A 15,561-nucleotide genomic window follows, 5' to 3' on the forward strand; every position below is an offset into this window, starting at 1 on the left:
GGTAATCCGCCCTTCCAGTTCATTATGCGCCTGGCACCTCGGGTGCCTTTTTTTTTATGTTTATGCGGGTCAGCCGCTCATCCGGAAATTTGACTAGACAAGGGCCGTTTCACACATGGCGGGGATACATACGCTAGAAACATATCGGGAGAATCGCGGAAAGGGGGAGAGGAATGTCACTGCCTGTCAGAACGCTGCGAATCAGCGACTCGACAATTGAAACGATGGAGGACAACATATGGAATGACCGTTATTCTTCCGCGTGGATGAAGACAAACGGGAGAACCTCGGCAGTTTCGGTACGTTACCGCGGCGGGCATACCAGAGAATATCCGAAACGCTCTTATGAGGTCGTCAGAGAAGGCCAAACATTCCATTACAACGCAGAATATGATGATCCGTCGATGATTCGCAACTCTCTGTCGTTTGCCTTTTTCCCAATGATCGGGGTACCTGCACCTAGAACTAAGCATGTGCTGCTTTATCTCAACGATGAGCTTCTCGGGCTCTATCTTGAAATAGAAGGTGTTGAAAAATCATTTTTCCGCAGGAGGAAGATCGGCGCATCTTCACTCTTCTATGCGGTGAACAATAAAGCGGATTTCAACCGCTATTTGCCTGATTCTAACAAGCTCAAAAGCTCGCTTCTCGCAGGTTACGAGCACCGATTCGGCGGCCGGCAAGAAAAATTAAAATTAACGTCGTTCATTAGCGGTTTTCATCGAAGACAAGGAAAGGAACTAAGAGAATTCCTTAACGCAAAGTTGGATGTGGACAATTATTTACGATGGCTGACAGGCGCGGTGTTGACCGGCAATTATGACGGCTTTGAGCAAAATTATGCTCTGTACAGGAACCGGAAAAACGGAAAGCTGCGGATCATTCCTTGGGATTACGAGGGAACCTGGGGACGTAACTGCTATGGAAAAATTGTCGACAGCGATTTGGTGTCAGTAGGCGGGTACAATTCTTTAACCCGAAAAATGCTGGAACTGCGGCAATTTCGCGCGCAATACAAATCGATATTGCGTTCCGCATTAAACGGTCCTTTTACAGAAAAGAAATTAATGCCCCTGATCGAAAAGAAGATCGCCGCACTGGCACCGTATATCAGGGACGATCCAAACAGGCGATGGTCCTATCATGAATTCCTTGGAGAACCTGAGGTTTTCCGCAAGTACATTCGTGAAAGACGGTCGATCGTGAAGACGGAACTTGAAGGCCGGAAATAGAACGTACGTTCCTAATATTCTTCCGATTATACAACCTTTCTGTTATGATGAAGTGACAGGAAGGCGGGAGAAAGATGGATTTGTTCAGCTATCGGACGGAATCCGAGCCTCGGGCTCGGCTATTGGCGGATCGAATGCGGCCGGAGTCGCTGGAGGAATATATCGGGCAAGAGCATCTCGTGGGTCCAGGCAAGCTGCTGCGGCGCGCGATTGAGGGAGATGTCGTGTCATCGATCCTGTTGTTCGGACCCCCAGGCTGCGGTAAAACAACACTGGCTCACATCATATCGAAGCAGACGGAAGGCGATTTTGTCAGATTGAACGCGGTAGACGCTTCCGTGAAAGACGTTCGTGAGGTCATCGAGCAGGCCGAGAATAACAAAAATATGTACGGGCGAAAAACAATTCTTTTTCTTGACGAGGTACACCGGTTCAACAGCGCCCGGCAAGACGCGTTATTGCCGGCAGTGGAGCGGGGGACCATTGTTTTTATCGGGGCGACGACGGAAAATCCGTTCCATTCGGTTAACGGAGCGTTGTTGTCCCGTTCGACGCTGTTCCGTCTGCAGCCGCTGGCGAAGGAACATTCTATGACCGCTATGCGAAGAGCGTTGGCGGATCCCGTCAAAGGCCTCGGCTTCATGAAGCTTTCCATAGACGAGGAAGCGCTGGAGCACATTGCCGCTATGGCCAACGGGGATATTCGCCGGGCGTTAACGGCGTTGGAACTCGCCGCGGTGACCACGCCTTCGCAGCCGGACGGTGCGGTTCACATCACGCTTGAGGTCGCGGAAGAATCGATGCGGCAGCCTACGGTACAGGCGGATGAATCGACGCAATACGACGTGCTGTCCGCGTTCCACAAAAGCGTGAGAGGCTCAAGCGATGCGGCGCTTTTCTGGTTTTTATACGCGGTCGAGAAGCTGGGCATGGACCCGATGGTGTTCCTGCGCCGATTGACGGTTGCCTGCAGCGAAGATATCGGGCTCGCGAATCCCCAGGCAATGGTGCAAGCGGTCAGTGCCATGGAGGCTTACCATCGGATCGGCTGGCCGGAATCGAAATATATCGTCGCGCAGGCCATATTGTTCGCGGTAGAAAGCCCCAAATCGAATTCCATCGGCGTAGCGATTGGAGGGATTATCGCCGCTTTCGAGGAACTGAAGTCTGCGGAGGTTCCGCTGCATTTGCGTGACGGACATTACAGCGGCGCCAAGAAGCTTGGACACGACGGTTACAAATATCCGCACAACTACCCCGGTCATTATGTGGAGCAGAATTATTATCCGGACAAGCTTTCCGGCAAAGCATTCTATGAAGCGACGGAGCAAGGGATGGAAGATAAAATCCGGCAGAATCAGCGCACGCGCCGAGGCAAGCAGAAGTGACGGTTTCGGAGCGGCGGCTGTTTTCCGGCGGCCGAATATGGTTAATAAAATAAAAAACCGTTCATATATCCTTGAAATTCGTGATATGAACGCCTTTCGTTTGAAAAATCGGCATAGCGGGCAGGCTCAGTCGAATAGAGATGGTTACTACGGCGATTTACGCGGTTAGCCGTCGTTTGACGGGCGTTTGCAAACCGTCTAAGCTATAATAAAGTCCAAAAGTCTGACTTTTATTGATTTTCACAGTTAATCATTTTCATCATATTTTTTCTTCATCATAAAGGAGGTGTACCTATCCTTTCCGCAAGGCGAGGATAGGAATTATTTGGAAGGTGACCCCTTACCGCTAAGTGTTGACTTGATCTTGATTGCTTTTCTGGTATTTCTGAACGCCTTTTTTGTGGCCGCCGAATTTGCGATGGTGAAAGCCCGCGGATCACGGATCGATACGATGGTTCAAGAAGGGCATAAGAGAGCCAAAATCGCAGCCCATGTCATGGATAATTTGGATGCGTATCTGTCCGTGTGCCAATTGGGAATTACTCTGGCCTCGCTGGGTCTGGGCTGGATCGGCGAACCGGCGATCGCAGCGATGCTTATGCCTGTGTTCGAATCCCTGAATATAAGCGACAGCTTCATTCATCCATTAGCTTTCGTGATCGGTTTCTCGTTTATCACTGTGCTGCATATCGTGCTGGGCGAATTGGCTCCAAAGTCGGTAGCCATCCGCAAAGCCGAGGCGGTAACCCTCCTGACGGCAGCTCCTTTGCATATGTTCAAGAAGCTGATGAATCCTTTTATTTGGCTTCTTAACGGAACCGCCGGACTGCTGCTGAGGCCATTCGGTATCGATACGTCCGAAGTGTCTTCATCCGCTCATACGGAGGAAGAAATTCGTATTCTGGTGAAGGAAAGCCATAAGAGCGGTTTCATCGACAAAACCGAATTGACGCTCGTGGACAACATCTTCGACTTTGCGGATACGAATGCAAGAGAGATTATGATCCCGCGTACGGAGATGAGCTGTTTATACGGCAACCTTTCATTCGAGGAGAACAAGAATATCGCTCTCCGTGAGATGCATACCCGTTATCCCCTATGCGAGAAGGACAAAGACAACATTATCGGCTTTGTCCACATCAAAGATTTGCTGAAAGCTACCGACGGCTCCATTCACGATATCAGGGAGCTGATGCGGCCGATTACCAGCGTGCCGGAGAGTATGCCGATCAGCGCACTGCTCAAGCTGATGCAGAAGCGCAAATCGCAAATCGCCATCTTGATCGATGAATACGGCGGTACTTCTGGTTTGGTAACACTTGAAGACATCATGGAGGAAATCGTCGGAGAGATTCAGGACGAATTCGACGAGGAACGGCCGGATCTCGAGAAGAGAGACGAGAGCACTTACTCCATCAACGGTATGATGCTTATTGAAGAAGTGAACAATCTGTTCGGGCTTGATATTCCGACCGTCGACTTCGATACGATCGGCGGATGGATCTACTCGCAGATTGAAATCCCTCCGAAGAAAAACCAGTATGTGGAGTCTGAGGAAGGCTTCCGCTTCACCATAGAAGAAACGGACCATCTGCGAATCTCCCGGGTGACCGTTACGAGGATAGACGAAGCCGAGTGGGAGCCGCAGGCCGAGACCGGTTGAATATAACAAAAGCTGATCTTATAAGTAGCGATCTACTTATAAGGTCAGCTTTTCTGTTATGGCCTGATTGAAGGATCGCTCCGGTTTACTTCACAATGGTCAGAATTTGTTCGACTTCCTTGCGTGGAAGCTTCCCGGGAACTTCGGCGGGATGACCGAGCGCAATGACCATGTTGACCTGTTTGGTCTCGTCCAGTCCCAAGAACTCCTTTAAAGGTTTCTCTGCGAGCAGTACCGGTCCTGTCATCGGACATGTGGCCAAGCCGCGGGCATGCGCCGCAAGCATAAGATTCATCGATGCGAGGCAGCTGCTCTTGATCCCTTCTTCCCGCCATACTTCATCCTCGACCAGACCGATCGGATCGAATATTCTTTCGCGGAATTTGGATTGATAAGGTGTTGCGAGACAGACAATCAGGGCCGGAGCGTCCGAGAACGCCGTGGCGTAAGGACCGAAAGATTTGACGAGCAGGCGGCCTTCCCTGCTCAGTCCCTTCTGTTCCGCTTCAGCCGCGCGGCGGTGAAGCTCATCCCACGTCATCTGCTCAATGGCTTTGATTTTGTCGGTGTTCGTGACGACGACGAATTCCCATGTTTGCGAGTTCGTATCGCTGGGGGCATACCGTGCGCAGTCGATCAATTCGATGATGTCAGAGTCGGATACCGGACGGTCTGCAAATTTGCGCACGCTGCGGCGTTCCTGTATGAGCTGCTTTAGTGAATCGTAATTCATGTTAGTCTCTCTCCTTCTCCACTATTATAGTGATGGCCGTCGTACGTATCAAGGCATAGAATCGCGTGTCGGAGATGTCCCTCGGAAGTACAGATACAAGAATCCGCACATGGCGGCAAGGGCAAACACAGCTCCGGTGCGGAAAACGTAGGCGAGTCCTAAACTGTCATAGAGGGCGCCGCCTACCGTTCCTGCAATCACGCCTGCCACACCTGTCCAAACCATTGCAAACAAGGCTTGGCCGGAAGAACGGAATTCATCGGGAATGAGCGTCTGCAGAAAGCGCAGGGCCGTAATATAGAAGATAGCAAAAGTGACGGAATGCATCGCCTGCAGTGCAACCATCATCCATGGCTCCGTTGCAGTGCTCAGCAAACCGAGCCGAATCATATACAGAAAGCTGGCGATTGCCAACAGCGTTAATTCCTTGAACCGATGTCCAAACTTAGCCAGCAGGAAAAACATCGGGATTTCACTGACGGAAGAGGCGAGCGATGCCGCTCCGATGACAGTGTCCCGCGCCCCGAGCTCCCGCATGGCAATCGAAAGAAAACCTTCATTCATGCGATGAGCGACGGATACCAGCATGATCATCGCGAAGAAGCCGATCGTATCCACGCGCCTCAGAATGCCCCATAAACCTCCGAATTCGAACTTCTTTAACGAAGCTTGGTAATCGCCTACGATAAAAGAAAATATGAAAGAGAGCCCGATCGTGCACAGCGCAATGACGATAGTCCAGTTCGACCCATACTGCTGCAGCAAGTAACCGAAAGCGACCGCAGATACCGCATATCCGAGTGAACCGAACATCCGTATGGCCGGGAAACTGCGATTCAGCTGATCGGCGGCGAGCAGGGTCATACTGTCCAGCATCGAGTTGACAGGGGTTTGAAACAAATAGAAAAGCGCCATGACACCCGCCATGATGCCGAATTCCTTCTGCGGCAGAAGCAGGGCCAGCGCTAATATTTGACCGGCGAACATCAGGCTTAGAAGCCGGCGCAAGCTTTTCGTCACATCGCTCAGTAAACCGACGATCAGGTTAGCCGCAATGGATAAGATGGGGCCGACGGAATAGATGGCACCGATCTGGAGCTTCGAAAACCCGAGGCTTTCAAAATATAAGGGAAAAAAAAGTCACCACTAAAACCATGCTGGAATAGTGGACGAACTGAAGAATTCGAAGGACAAGAAGCTGCCCTTTAATACTGCTTGAATGATTCATTTACGCGCCTCCCGACAGTCGCGGAACTTCAGATAGAGCCGCCGGTGCCCGGTGTGCACGCCTGAACAGCCAGACCAGCAAGGCTAATTCAGCGAACAATCCTCCCGATAAGGCCAAGGAGCCGATAGCCCCGCTCCAATCCGGCAGCAGAATGGCGAGAACGATGACCACAACGGTGCTCACAACGGCATTCGTTGTTTGTGACTTGAACATGAGCTTCGTTTCTCCATGCGCCATGACGATTCCATTCAACGTATCCAGCCAAGGAAACACAAGCACAAAAGGAAGAAATCCCCGAAGCGCGTGAATGCTGGCTTGCAGCAGTTCGCCTTCGACATCGAGCGCATGGTAGAACATCCAGGAACCGACCGGCGTAAAAGCCATGAGCAGCATAAGTATAGTAGGGATGAATCCGAGCAGCAGCGTGAACTTACGTACTTGATCCGGATTTGTTTTGAAAAATAAAAGCGCGATTTGGTGGAAATACGTGAAAAAGCCGAGCATCAAATTCATCAGACTGCCCGCAATCGCCAAAGATGCCACCGCCAGTGTCGGTCTGTCCGTCGTGCCGAGCAGCACATTCAGAATGGGCATCGCCCAGACGACGATAAGGCTGGAATACAGGAGCGGACTGTAGAAGCCGAATACCTGCTTCGAAGTGGTGACGGCGCAGTCATCGGCTTTAGCCGGCATCTGAGCAAGCAGTCTGCGGGCTTCCAGCCAGCTGATTAAGGCTTCTATCATCATTCCGAACAAAAAAATAACGGCGCCTTGCAAAGCACTGTCGACGCCGACATATAAAAAATACTGGGCAAGGACGAACATGCCGATGAGACGGAATAACATCCCAATCGTCAGCCAGCGTGTTCTCATTTTATAAATAATGACTCCTTGATATAAACAGCGCAAACCGGAGAAAACCGACAAGAACATTAAAGCGTAGAACACGTGGATGGCTTCTCGTTCGACGTCCGGAGCGGCGCCGAAGGCTGTACCGAAAATCAAGTGTCCGACCGGCGTGTAGGCGATCAATGCTCCGAAGACCAGCGTCGAGCCGAATACAAAGAAGCCTATTTTTTTGACAGCCTGAAAGGAGGTTCGGTCTCTCACCAGCGCCGAGCATGTCTGTCTCAGCAGCACAGCCGGTCTCTCGGCTACCGCAAGCATGCTCATCCCGAGAGCGTAACCCGCGAGAATAATTTCCTCGTTGCTCGATCGGGCTAACGTTCCGTTGATGATAACATGAGAGAGATTGATCAGAACGACAGATAGACCCATAGGTATGAAAAACATGAAAAGCCGTCTCAGAGAGACCGGCTCGTTGGAAGTGTTCATCGGGTCAGCTCCTTGGACATGAACGCTGTGTGCGATTGGTAGACAGCTAGTATTATAGCAGATTTTCGGCGATTTTCGGGGATGAAATTCGCAGGTTTAAAAGCTGGATTTCACAAGTGTGAAATGATAAATTAAAGGATGATGCTTTTTGGAGAGGCTGCAAGCAGGTGATAATGTGAAAACGACGACTGATACAAAGGACTGGCTGGAGAGCCAGTTCGTATACAGTGAACGACTCGGAATCCCCGTCCCCCGCCTGGCGGCCGACTGGGATGAGTTAAGCTTGGACATGCAAGCTGCTGTATTGGAGCAATGGGAAATGATTCGCGGCGTCATTCCGGAGCGGGTGATCCGTCTCGAGGCACAGATTCGAATCAAGCAAGACCGGCTGTTTGAAGAGGAAGATTTTGCCGCATCTTGTCGTTTGAATGGAGACATTGCCGATCTGGCCAGCCGGATTAATGATTTGCATATTTGGTTCCGTACCCAGCAAGATCTGGATATGGGCACCAAAAGGCACGGTTGAGCAAGCAAGCGGAGGGCCCTTACACAATGAACAATGGACTATTGGCAGGCCGGCCCCCGCGCGGGCCGTTGACGCTGATGATAAGAGTGTACCGTTACATTCTGCCGGAAGTGCGTGCCGAACTGAAAAGATGGCGCAGGATGGCCGAAGGCATTCCCGATCCGGAGCTGCGGAAGCAAGCGCTGGACAGCATGAACACGAAGCAATTTCATTGTGAAGGCGGCGGTGTGTACGCGGCCGCCAACCTGGAACAGCGGCATGTGCTGATTCCGTTAATCGTAGCCTTGCAAACGATCAGCGATTATTTGGACAATTTGTGCGATCGAAGCACTTCGCTGGATGCGGACGATTTCCGGCTGCTTCACCAGAGCATGCTGGACGCCGTGACTCCTGGAGCGCAGCTTAGCAATTATTACGCGCTGCGAAGCGAGCAGGAAGACGGCGGCTACCTGCAAGCCTTAGTCCTGCAATGCCGGCAATCCATAGCGCAGCTGCCTGCGTATTCGCAAGTGCAGCAGCATGTGAGGGATCTGGTTCAGCTGTACGCCGACTTGCAGGTGCACAAGCATATCTCGCAGACACGCCGCGAAAAGGCGCTGCAGGCATGGTGGGAGCAGCATTGCGAGGAATATCCGCAGCTCAAGTGGAATGAATTCGCCGCGGCGACAGGCTCGACACTGGGAATGTTTATGTTGTTTTTGGCGGCCACCGATTCATCGCTCGATGCACGTCAGGCCGCTTCCATAAGAGAGAGCTATTTTCCGTCAATTTGCGGGCTTCACATCCTGCTCGACTATTTGATCGACCAGGCAGAGGACAGAATGGGCGGAGATTTGAATTTCTGCAGCTACTACAAGGATCAGCAAATGCTGAACGAACGCATGGGCCGGATGGTTGAATCGGCTCGTACGGCTGCGGACCGTCTTCCGTTCGGCTATTTTCACCGGATGATCGTGGAAGGGCTTGTCGCTCTTTATTTATCGGATCCCAAGGTGAAAGACCAGCACGACGTGATGCGTACGGCCAAGCGTTTGATGAAGGGGAGTCCTTGGACCCGGTTTTTTTTCTGGCTGAACAGCAGCTGGATCCGCAAGGCCATGTAACGGCTTCCAGACTTGAGGGAGGAATTGGATATGAGTGCAGTAAAGAAAATAGCCGTTTTGACGAGCGGCGGGGATTCACAAGGGATGAACGCCGCGGTGCGCGCCGTAGTGCGCAGCGCCTTGTTCCGCGGCTTGGAAGTGCACGGGATTCAGCGGGGGTATCAAGGCTTGCTGAATGAGGAATTGAGACCGATGGATATCCGAAGCGTCGGTGATATTATCCAGCGGGGAGGCACGATTCTGCAGACGGCGCGGTGCAAGGAATTCACGTCGCCCGAAGGGCAGCAGCGCGGCGCGGAGGTTCTGCGGAAGCATGGAATAGACGGGCTGGTCGTCATCGGCGGTGACGGCTCCTACCAGGGAGCGAACAAGCTCAGCAAGCTCGGCATCAAGACGATGGGTCTGCCGGGTACGATCGACAACGATATTCCTTTTACCGATTACACCATCGGCTTCGATACGGCTGTCAGCGTAGCAGTAGACGCCATCAATAAACTCCGCGACACCATGACATCGCATGAGCGCTCTTCCGTGGTGGAAGTTATGGGCCGTCATTGCGGGGACATTGCGCTATATTCCGGCTTGGCGAGCGGAGCCGAAGCGATCCTCGTTCCGGAGGTTCCTTTTGATGTGAAGCAGATCGCTTTGCATATGAAAGAAAACTTCAAGAACGGCAAGCGCCACGGCATTGTCGTCGTAGCTGAGGGTGTTTGCTCGGGCGAAGAGATCGCCCGTACGATTGCGGAGCACAGCGGCATCGAACCGAGAGTGACGGTTCTCGGCCATATCCAGCGCGGCGGTTCCCCGACGCACAATGACCGCATTCTGGCCAGCCGATTGGCCGATTACGCGGTGCATAAGCTGCAGGAAGGCGATTCCGGGAAAGCCATCGGAATTCACCGCGGCGAGTTTACCGCAACCGATATAGATGTCGTGGTATCGACGAAGAAGCCTTTTAACACGGAGCTGTATAACTTGGCGATGAGATTGTCTCAATAAGGAGATTCATAATCTGCTCTAAGGTGAACATACGGAGGGCTGCCCCTAGGAAGAACTTGCCGGGGGCGGCCCTCCCGTTTTTTTGGGGCTTTTGCAGCAGGGACGTGAAAGGACGCCGATAATTTCCTCCGTGGACGGGCTGCCTTTTTCCGCATAAGCGATTTTTCCGTCAGACCCGATGATGAACACGGTGCGGGACTGCATGAACAAACCGAGGATTTTACCGACTCCGTAAGCTTTACGGATTTCATCATCCTCATCGGCGACGATCGGAAAATCGTAACCGTACTTGTCGGCGAAGGTCCGATGTTCCTCCACTGTACCGGGATTGACCGCCAGCACCTGAGCATTGTATTTGTCATAGAGCGACTTTGAGTCTCTGACGGCGCAAAGCTGCTTCGTACATCCGGGGGTAAAGTCCTTCGGATAAAAAATGAGCACGACGGGCGAAACCCCGAGCCAATCGCTCAGGTTGACCCTGCCGGCCGTACTGTCTGCAATGAATACCGGTGCGATGTCTCCTATTCCTAACATATGAAAACACCTCCAGTCCTTTTAATAACAGTGTATAATATTCCGGTGAAGTCCAACAAGCGTAAAGAGGCCAAGCTATCGCGTAATCGATAAATAAATCCTTTTGACGCATCGACACTTTTTAAACTATTATGTATGTAAAGTAGTTAAAGTGAGGTGCGAACATGAAAATCGCGATTATTGCAGGAAGCAATCGCAGAAGCTCCACCAGCACCCGTATGTGCTTGTTTATCGGAGAAAGATTAAGTTCCCTGGGTCATACCGTCGAGTTATGGGATTTGTACCGCAAGCCTTTGCCTATGTATGATCCGGATGAGGAATCAGTCGGCGAAGCGGCGGCCGAACTGGGCGCTGTCGTAGCAGAGGCCGATGCCGTCGTGTTGGCGTCGCCTGAATATCACGGAAGCGTATCGGGCGTATTCAAGAATGCGCTGGATCATTTGGATACCGAACATTTTGACGGCAAAATGGTGTTAAGCGTGAGCTCCGCCGGAGGTGCCGTAGGCGTGAGTACGCTGCAGCAGATGCAAACGATCGTGCGGAACGTGCATGGCGTGAATTGTCCGGAATGGATTTCGATCGGCGGTGACCAACGGCGCTTCGACGAGAATGGCGAACCGGCGCACGCGGCTGTTCGGGCGAGGGTGGAAAGAGTATTGAATGCATTCGTCAGTCTGGCGTCTAAATTACGCACCTGAATTACACTTATAAATTGCGGATAACAAAGCCGGCGTCCCATTCGGGGACCCGGTTTTTCTATGTAATTTTACCTAGCGCATATGTCGAAATTCCTTTATAATATCTGCTGAGAACATAATTTCATTTGTACTGAACATAATTTCAAAATGAAGTCTGAAAGTGTTGTGATTTGTTGCAAAACGACAAATTCAAGAAGGTCATCGAAGCGGCGAAAATGTATTACCAGCTGGATTACAGCCAGAACGAGATTGCCGCGTCGCTCGGAGTTTCCCGTCCCACCGTGTCACGACTTCTTCAACAGGCGAAAGCCGAAGGGATTGTCAGCATCGAGATTGTGGATCCGACCGAAGACACGGAACGGCTGAGCAAGTCGCTGCAGCAACGGTTTCAGCTTAATCAAGTGATCATCGCTTTTACGCCGTCCTATGAGGACAGCATTGTTAAAAGGTACATAGGGCAGGCTGCTGCGGCGTATCTGAACGAACTGGTGAAAGACGGAGACACGATTGGAGCTTCATGGGGTTCGACGATGTATCAGGCAGCGCTGCATTTGAATGCGAAGGCGCTCAGAAATTCGTTTGTCGTCCAGCTCAACGGCGGTGTGACTGACGCGGATGTGAGGATTTCTCCATCGGAGATCGTTCATTTGTTCGGCCGTGCTTTTAACGTCACGCCATACTTCATGTATTTGCCCGCTATTGTAGATCATATTGTTGTGAAGCAAGCGATGCTCACCGACCGGCATATCCGCAGCGTTATGGATAAAGGGAGAAACGCGAATATCGCCGTTTTTACCGCAGGCGCGCCTACCCCGGATTCCGTGCTTATCAATTCCAATTATTTGCGTGATGACGAACTCGAAGGGATAAGAAACCGGGCCGTGGGAGACATTTGTTCCCGCTATTATGACTTGAACGGGGATATATGTCTGCCTGAATTGGATGGAAGGACGGTCGGTATTGAGCTCGCGGATCTCCGCAGTAAGGAGCATTCGATTCTTGTTGCCGGAGGGGCTTCCAAAGTGAATGCGATTTACGGAGCGATCAAAGGAAAATACAGCAACACTTTGGTAACCGACCAGATTACCGCAAAAGCATTATTAGACAAACTACAGACACAGGAGAATTGACCTTATGACGCCAGACCGAATTGCAGGAATGATCGATCATACTTTGTTGAGTGCGGTAAGCACGGAAGCGGAGATCGTTCGCATATGCCAAGAAGCTAAGGATTACCGATTTGCGACAGTTTGTGTCAACCCTTATTGGGTACCCGCTGCGGCGCGGGAATTAAAGGGAAGCGGCGTAGGCTTGACTACGGTGATCGGTTTTCCCCTTGGTGCGAGCAGGATGGAAGTGAAGGCTGCGGAAGCGGAAGACGCCATTCAGGCAGGTGCTACGGAAATCGATATGGTACTTAATGTAGGCGCGCTGAAATCCGGACAAAATGACGCGGTAAAGCGCGATATCGAACAAGTGGTGAAGGTTTGCAAAGGAAAAGCGGCTGTGAAGGTCATTATTGAAACCTGCTATTTGACGGACGAAGAGAAACGGTCGGCAGCCTTGATGTGCAAAGAAGCCGGCGCGGATTTTGTAAAAACGTCCACCGGATTCGGAACGGGCGGAGCGACGGTGGAGGATATCGCGTTGATCCGCGAGATTGTCGGTCCGGAAATGGGGATTAAGGCGTCCGGCGGCGTACGGGATCTGGAATTCGCACGGAAACTGGTTGAAGCAGGGGCCACACGGCTCGGCGCAAGCTCATCCGTTGCCATCGTCACCGGCGGCGAAGGTCAAGGCTACTAACCATAGGGAGGTTTGCCTTCAATGAGAACGGTGGATTTAATTACGAAAAAACGCGACGGCGGCGAGTTGAGCGAGCGGGAGATTTATGATCTTATAATCGGATATACGGAAGGCACTGTCCCGGATTATCAAATGTCGGCGATGGCCATGGCTATTTTCTTCCAGGGTATGACTCCGGAAGAGAGAGCGCATCTGACGATGGCGATGGTCCGTTCAGGCGACGTTATCGATTTGTCCGGAATAGCCGGCACCAAAGTTGACAAGCACAGCACGGGCGGCGTCGGGGATACGACAACTCTGGTGCTGGCTCCGCTGGTAGCGTCGATCGGTGTGCCGGTGGCGAAGATGTCCGGCCGCGGCCTGGGACATACCGGCGGCACGATCGATAAGCTGGAGTCCGTCCCGGGCTTCCATGTTGAAATTGACAACGAGCAGTTTCATCGGCTGGTCAATGAGAACGGGGTGGCCGTGATCGGGCAAAGCGCCGACCTCACTCCGGCAGACAAGAAGCTTTACGCGCTTAGAGACGTAACGGGCACCGTGAATTCGATCCCGCTTATCGCAAGCTCCATCATGAGCAAGAAAATTGCGTCCGGTGCGGACGCCATCGTATTGGATGTCAAAACCGGAGACGGCGCCTTCATGAAGACGCTGGAGGAGTCCGAAGAATTGGCCGCCAGTATGGTAGACATCGGCAACCGGGTAGGCAGACGTACCGTTGCGGTGCTTTCCGATATGAGCCAGCCGCTGGGCTATGCGATCGGCAATGCGCTGGAGGTTAAGGAAGCGATCGACACGTTGAAGGGTGCCGGACCGGAAGATCTGACCGAGCTCTGCCTGACGCTGGGAAGCCATATGACAGTGCTTGCCGGTGTTGCCGGCACAATGGAAGAGGCCCGCGGCTTGTTGGAACAATCCATTGCGAACGGCAAAGCATTGGAGAAATTCAAGACGTTCCTCTCGGCCCAAGGAGGCGACGCTTCCGTTGTCGATCATCCGGATCGGCTGCCGACTGCGAAGTACCGTTATGAGGTTCCGGCGAAGGAGGCAGGATTCGTATCGGCGATTGCAGCTGAAAGAATCGGCACCGCGGCTATGCTGCTCGGTGCGGGTCGTGCCACCAAGGAATCGAAGATTGATCTGGCGGTGGGAATCGTGCTGCAGAAAAAGATCGGAGATCCGGTGAACGCCGGAGAATCCTTAGCGGTCATCCATGCGAATACTGAAGAAGTACGGCAGGTTTTTGACGAAATTTACACATCCATTAAGATAAGCCGGGACTCTGTCACACCTCCTTCATTATTAGTTGGAGAAATTAGCTGAAATAAGGACAAGCCGGGCAGAAAATCGGTTATAATCTGAAAGGGGTGATTTGAAATGGGCCAGTTGCTAGGTCGAATGGAAGAAGCGAAATCGTTCATTCAGGCGCGAATGAAAGAAGCGCCGCAAGTCGGTCTCATCTTGGGATCCGGGTTGGGTGAACTCGCCGATGACATTCAAGACGCCGTGCGGATTCCTTACGAGTCGATCCCGCATTTTCCGGTGTCGACAGTAGAAGGGCATGCCGGACAGCTTGTAACGGGCCGACTGCAGAACAAGACGGTTATTGCGATGCAAGGTCGTTTTCATTACTACGAAGGTTATTCGATGCAAGATGTAACCTTCCCGGTACGTGTTATGAAATCACTGGGGGTACAGCAGTTAATCGTCACCAATGCCTGCGGAGGGATGAATCCCGCATTCAAGCCCGGCGATCTGATGATCATCAAGGATCATCTGAATCTAACCGGGGCAAATCCGCTGATCGGCTCCAATGAGCCGGGATTGGGACCGCGGTTCCCGGATATGAGCCGAGCGTATACACCAGAATTGCTCACTCTTGTCCGCGACACTGCGCAGTCACTCGGAATCGAGGTCCAGCAGGGCGTGTACGCCGGAATTTCCGGTCCGAACTATATGACGCCTGCGGAGCTCACGATGCTTCGTACGCTGGGCGGGGACGCTGTGGGCATGTCCACTGTTCCTGAAGTTATCGTTGCCAGCCACATGAGCATGCAAGTCATCGGCATTTCCTGCGTTACGGATATGGCGATCGGGGAAGAGTTGGAGCCTTTGAGCCACGAACAGGTCATCGAGGTAGCCAACCGCGCCAAACCGCGCTTCATCAAGCTTGTGAAAGAGATTGTCGCTCGGTTGTAATCAAACATAAAACCGGTTCATGGAGAATCTCTTTAAGCTGATAAGAGGTTCTCACAGGTCTGCGTTCGTACTTAGTCTATTCTATGGTTTCACGTAATTTATTCCTATATGATTCAT

At 52.0% G+C, this 15,561-nt stretch carries 15 protein-coding genes; 11 read left to right on the top strand and 4 right to left on the bottom strand.

Translation table 11 applies throughout. The annotated features are described in order from the left end of the window. Nucleotides 1-173: 173 nt before the first annotated feature. From SD71_RS04185 to SD71_RS04195, 3 genes are all read left to right on the top strand, one after another. Entirely contained in the window at nt 174-1,232 is a 1,059-nt protein-coding gene (locus SD71_RS04185; protein ID WP_041060100.1) for a CotH kinase family protein, read from the top strand. A 74-nt stretch (nt 1,233-1,306) separates the two neighbouring features. Beyond that, nucleotides 1,307-2,620, top strand: a complete 1,314-nt coding sequence (locus tag SD71_RS04190) for a replication-associated recombination protein A (protein WP_041060103.1) — start codon at nt 1,307-1,309, stop codon at nt 2,618-2,620. A gap of 325 nt (nt 2,621-2,945) precedes the next feature. Beyond that, nucleotides 2,946-4,283 carry a hemolysin family protein gene (locus SD71_RS04195; RefSeq protein WP_152619333.1) on the top strand — a complete coding sequence of 446 codons (1,338 nt, stop codon included), beginning with the start codon at nt 2,946-2,948 and terminating at the stop codon, nt 4,281-4,283. 85 nt (nt 4,284-4,368) lie between these two features. On the opposite strand, the gene SD71_RS04200 is transcribed toward SD71_RS04195, so the two are convergent. The 3 genes from SD71_RS04200 to SD71_RS04210 form a co-directional block, all read right to left on the bottom strand. Further along, nucleotides 4,369-5,016 carry a nitroreductase family protein gene (locus tag SD71_RS04200; protein ID WP_041060109.1) on the bottom strand — a complete coding sequence of 216 codons (648 nt, stop codon included), beginning with the start codon at nt 5,014-5,016 and terminating at the stop codon, nt 4,369-4,371. 48 nt (nt 5,017-5,064) lie between these two features. Next, nucleotides 5,065-6,108 carry an MFS transporter gene (locus SD71_RS04205; protein WP_082034031.1) on the bottom strand — a complete coding sequence of 348 codons (1,044 nt, stop codon included), beginning with the start codon at nt 6,106-6,108 and terminating at the stop codon, nt 5,065-5,067. 136 nt (nt 6,109-6,244) lie between these two features. Then, complete coding sequence (locus SD71_RS04210) at nt 6,245-7,579, bottom strand: hypothetical protein (RefSeq protein WP_041060112.1); 1,335 nt, start codon at nt 7,577-7,579, stop codon at nt 6,245-6,247. Nucleotides 7,580-7,754: 175 nt separating this feature from the next. Here SD71_RS04210 and SD71_RS04215 point away from each other — a divergent pair, with 175 nt between their 5' ends. Genes SD71_RS04215 through pfkA form a run of 3 tightly spaced genes read left to right on the top strand, consistent with a single transcriptional unit; the run spans nt 7,755 to nt 10,207 of the window. Next, on the top strand, nt 7,755-8,105 hold the full coding sequence (locus tag SD71_RS04215; RefSeq protein ID WP_235426984.1) for a hypothetical protein: 351 nt from the start codon (nt 7,755-7,757) through the stop codon (nt 8,103-8,105). Between the two features lie 26 nt (nt 8,106-8,131). Further along, nucleotides 8,132-9,208: a tetraprenyl-beta-curcumene synthase family protein gene (locus SD71_RS04220; RefSeq protein ID WP_041060115.1), complete on the top strand. Its 1,077-nt coding sequence runs from the start codon at nt 8,132-8,134 to the stop codon at nt 9,206-9,208. Between the two features lie 30 nt (nt 9,209-9,238). Continuing rightward, nucleotides 9,239-10,207, top strand: coding sequence for a 6-phosphofructokinase (gene pfkA, locus SD71_RS04225; protein ID WP_041060118.1), 969 nt, complete (start codon nt 9,239-9,241; stop codon nt 10,205-10,207). Between the two features lie 45 nt (nt 10,208-10,252). Here pfkA and SD71_RS04230 read toward each other — a convergent pair whose 3' ends face one another. Continuing rightward, nucleotides 10,253-10,741, bottom strand: a complete 489-nt coding sequence (locus SD71_RS04230; protein WP_052475934.1) for a peroxiredoxin — start codon at nt 10,739-10,741, stop codon at nt 10,253-10,255. Between the two features lie 164 nt (nt 10,742-10,905). Here SD71_RS04230 and SD71_RS04235 point away from each other — a divergent pair, with 164 nt between their 5' ends. The 5 genes from SD71_RS04235 to SD71_RS04255 all read left to right on the top strand — a co-directional run bounded on the left by SD71_RS04235 (nt 10,906) and on the right by SD71_RS04255 (nt 15,444). Continuing rightward, complete coding sequence (locus tag SD71_RS04235; RefSeq protein WP_041060120.1) at nt 10,906-11,439, top strand: NADPH-dependent FMN reductase; 534 nt, start codon at nt 10,906-10,908, stop codon at nt 11,437-11,439. 173 nt (nt 11,440-11,612) lie between these two features. Next, nucleotides 11,613-12,569 carry a sugar-binding transcriptional regulator gene (locus SD71_RS04240; protein ID WP_041060482.1) on the top strand — a complete coding sequence of 319 codons (957 nt, stop codon included), beginning with the start codon at nt 11,613-11,615 and terminating at the stop codon, nt 12,567-12,569. A gap of 4 nt (nt 12,570-12,573) precedes the next feature. Next, on the top strand, nt 12,574-13,245 hold the full coding sequence (gene deoC, locus SD71_RS04245) for a deoxyribose-phosphate aldolase (RefSeq protein ID WP_041060123.1): 672 nt from the start codon (nt 12,574-12,576) through the stop codon (nt 13,243-13,245). Nucleotides 13,246-13,266: 21 nt separating this feature from the next. Further along, nucleotides 13,267-14,568, top strand: a complete 1,302-nt coding sequence (locus SD71_RS04250) for a pyrimidine-nucleoside phosphorylase (protein WP_041060126.1) — start codon at nt 13,267-13,269, stop codon at nt 14,566-14,568. A gap of 54 nt (nt 14,569-14,622) precedes the next feature. Continuing rightward, nucleotides 14,623-15,444, top strand: a complete 822-nt coding sequence (locus tag SD71_RS04255; RefSeq protein WP_041060130.1) for a purine-nucleoside phosphorylase — start codon at nt 14,623-14,625, stop codon at nt 15,442-15,444. Nucleotides 15,445-15,561: the final 117 nt, after the last annotated feature.

Origin of the sequence: Cohnella kolymensis (assembly GCF_000829465.1) — a bacterium.
GTDB lineage: Bacteria > Bacillota > Bacilli > Paenibacillales > Paenibacillaceae > Cohnella > Cohnella kolymensis.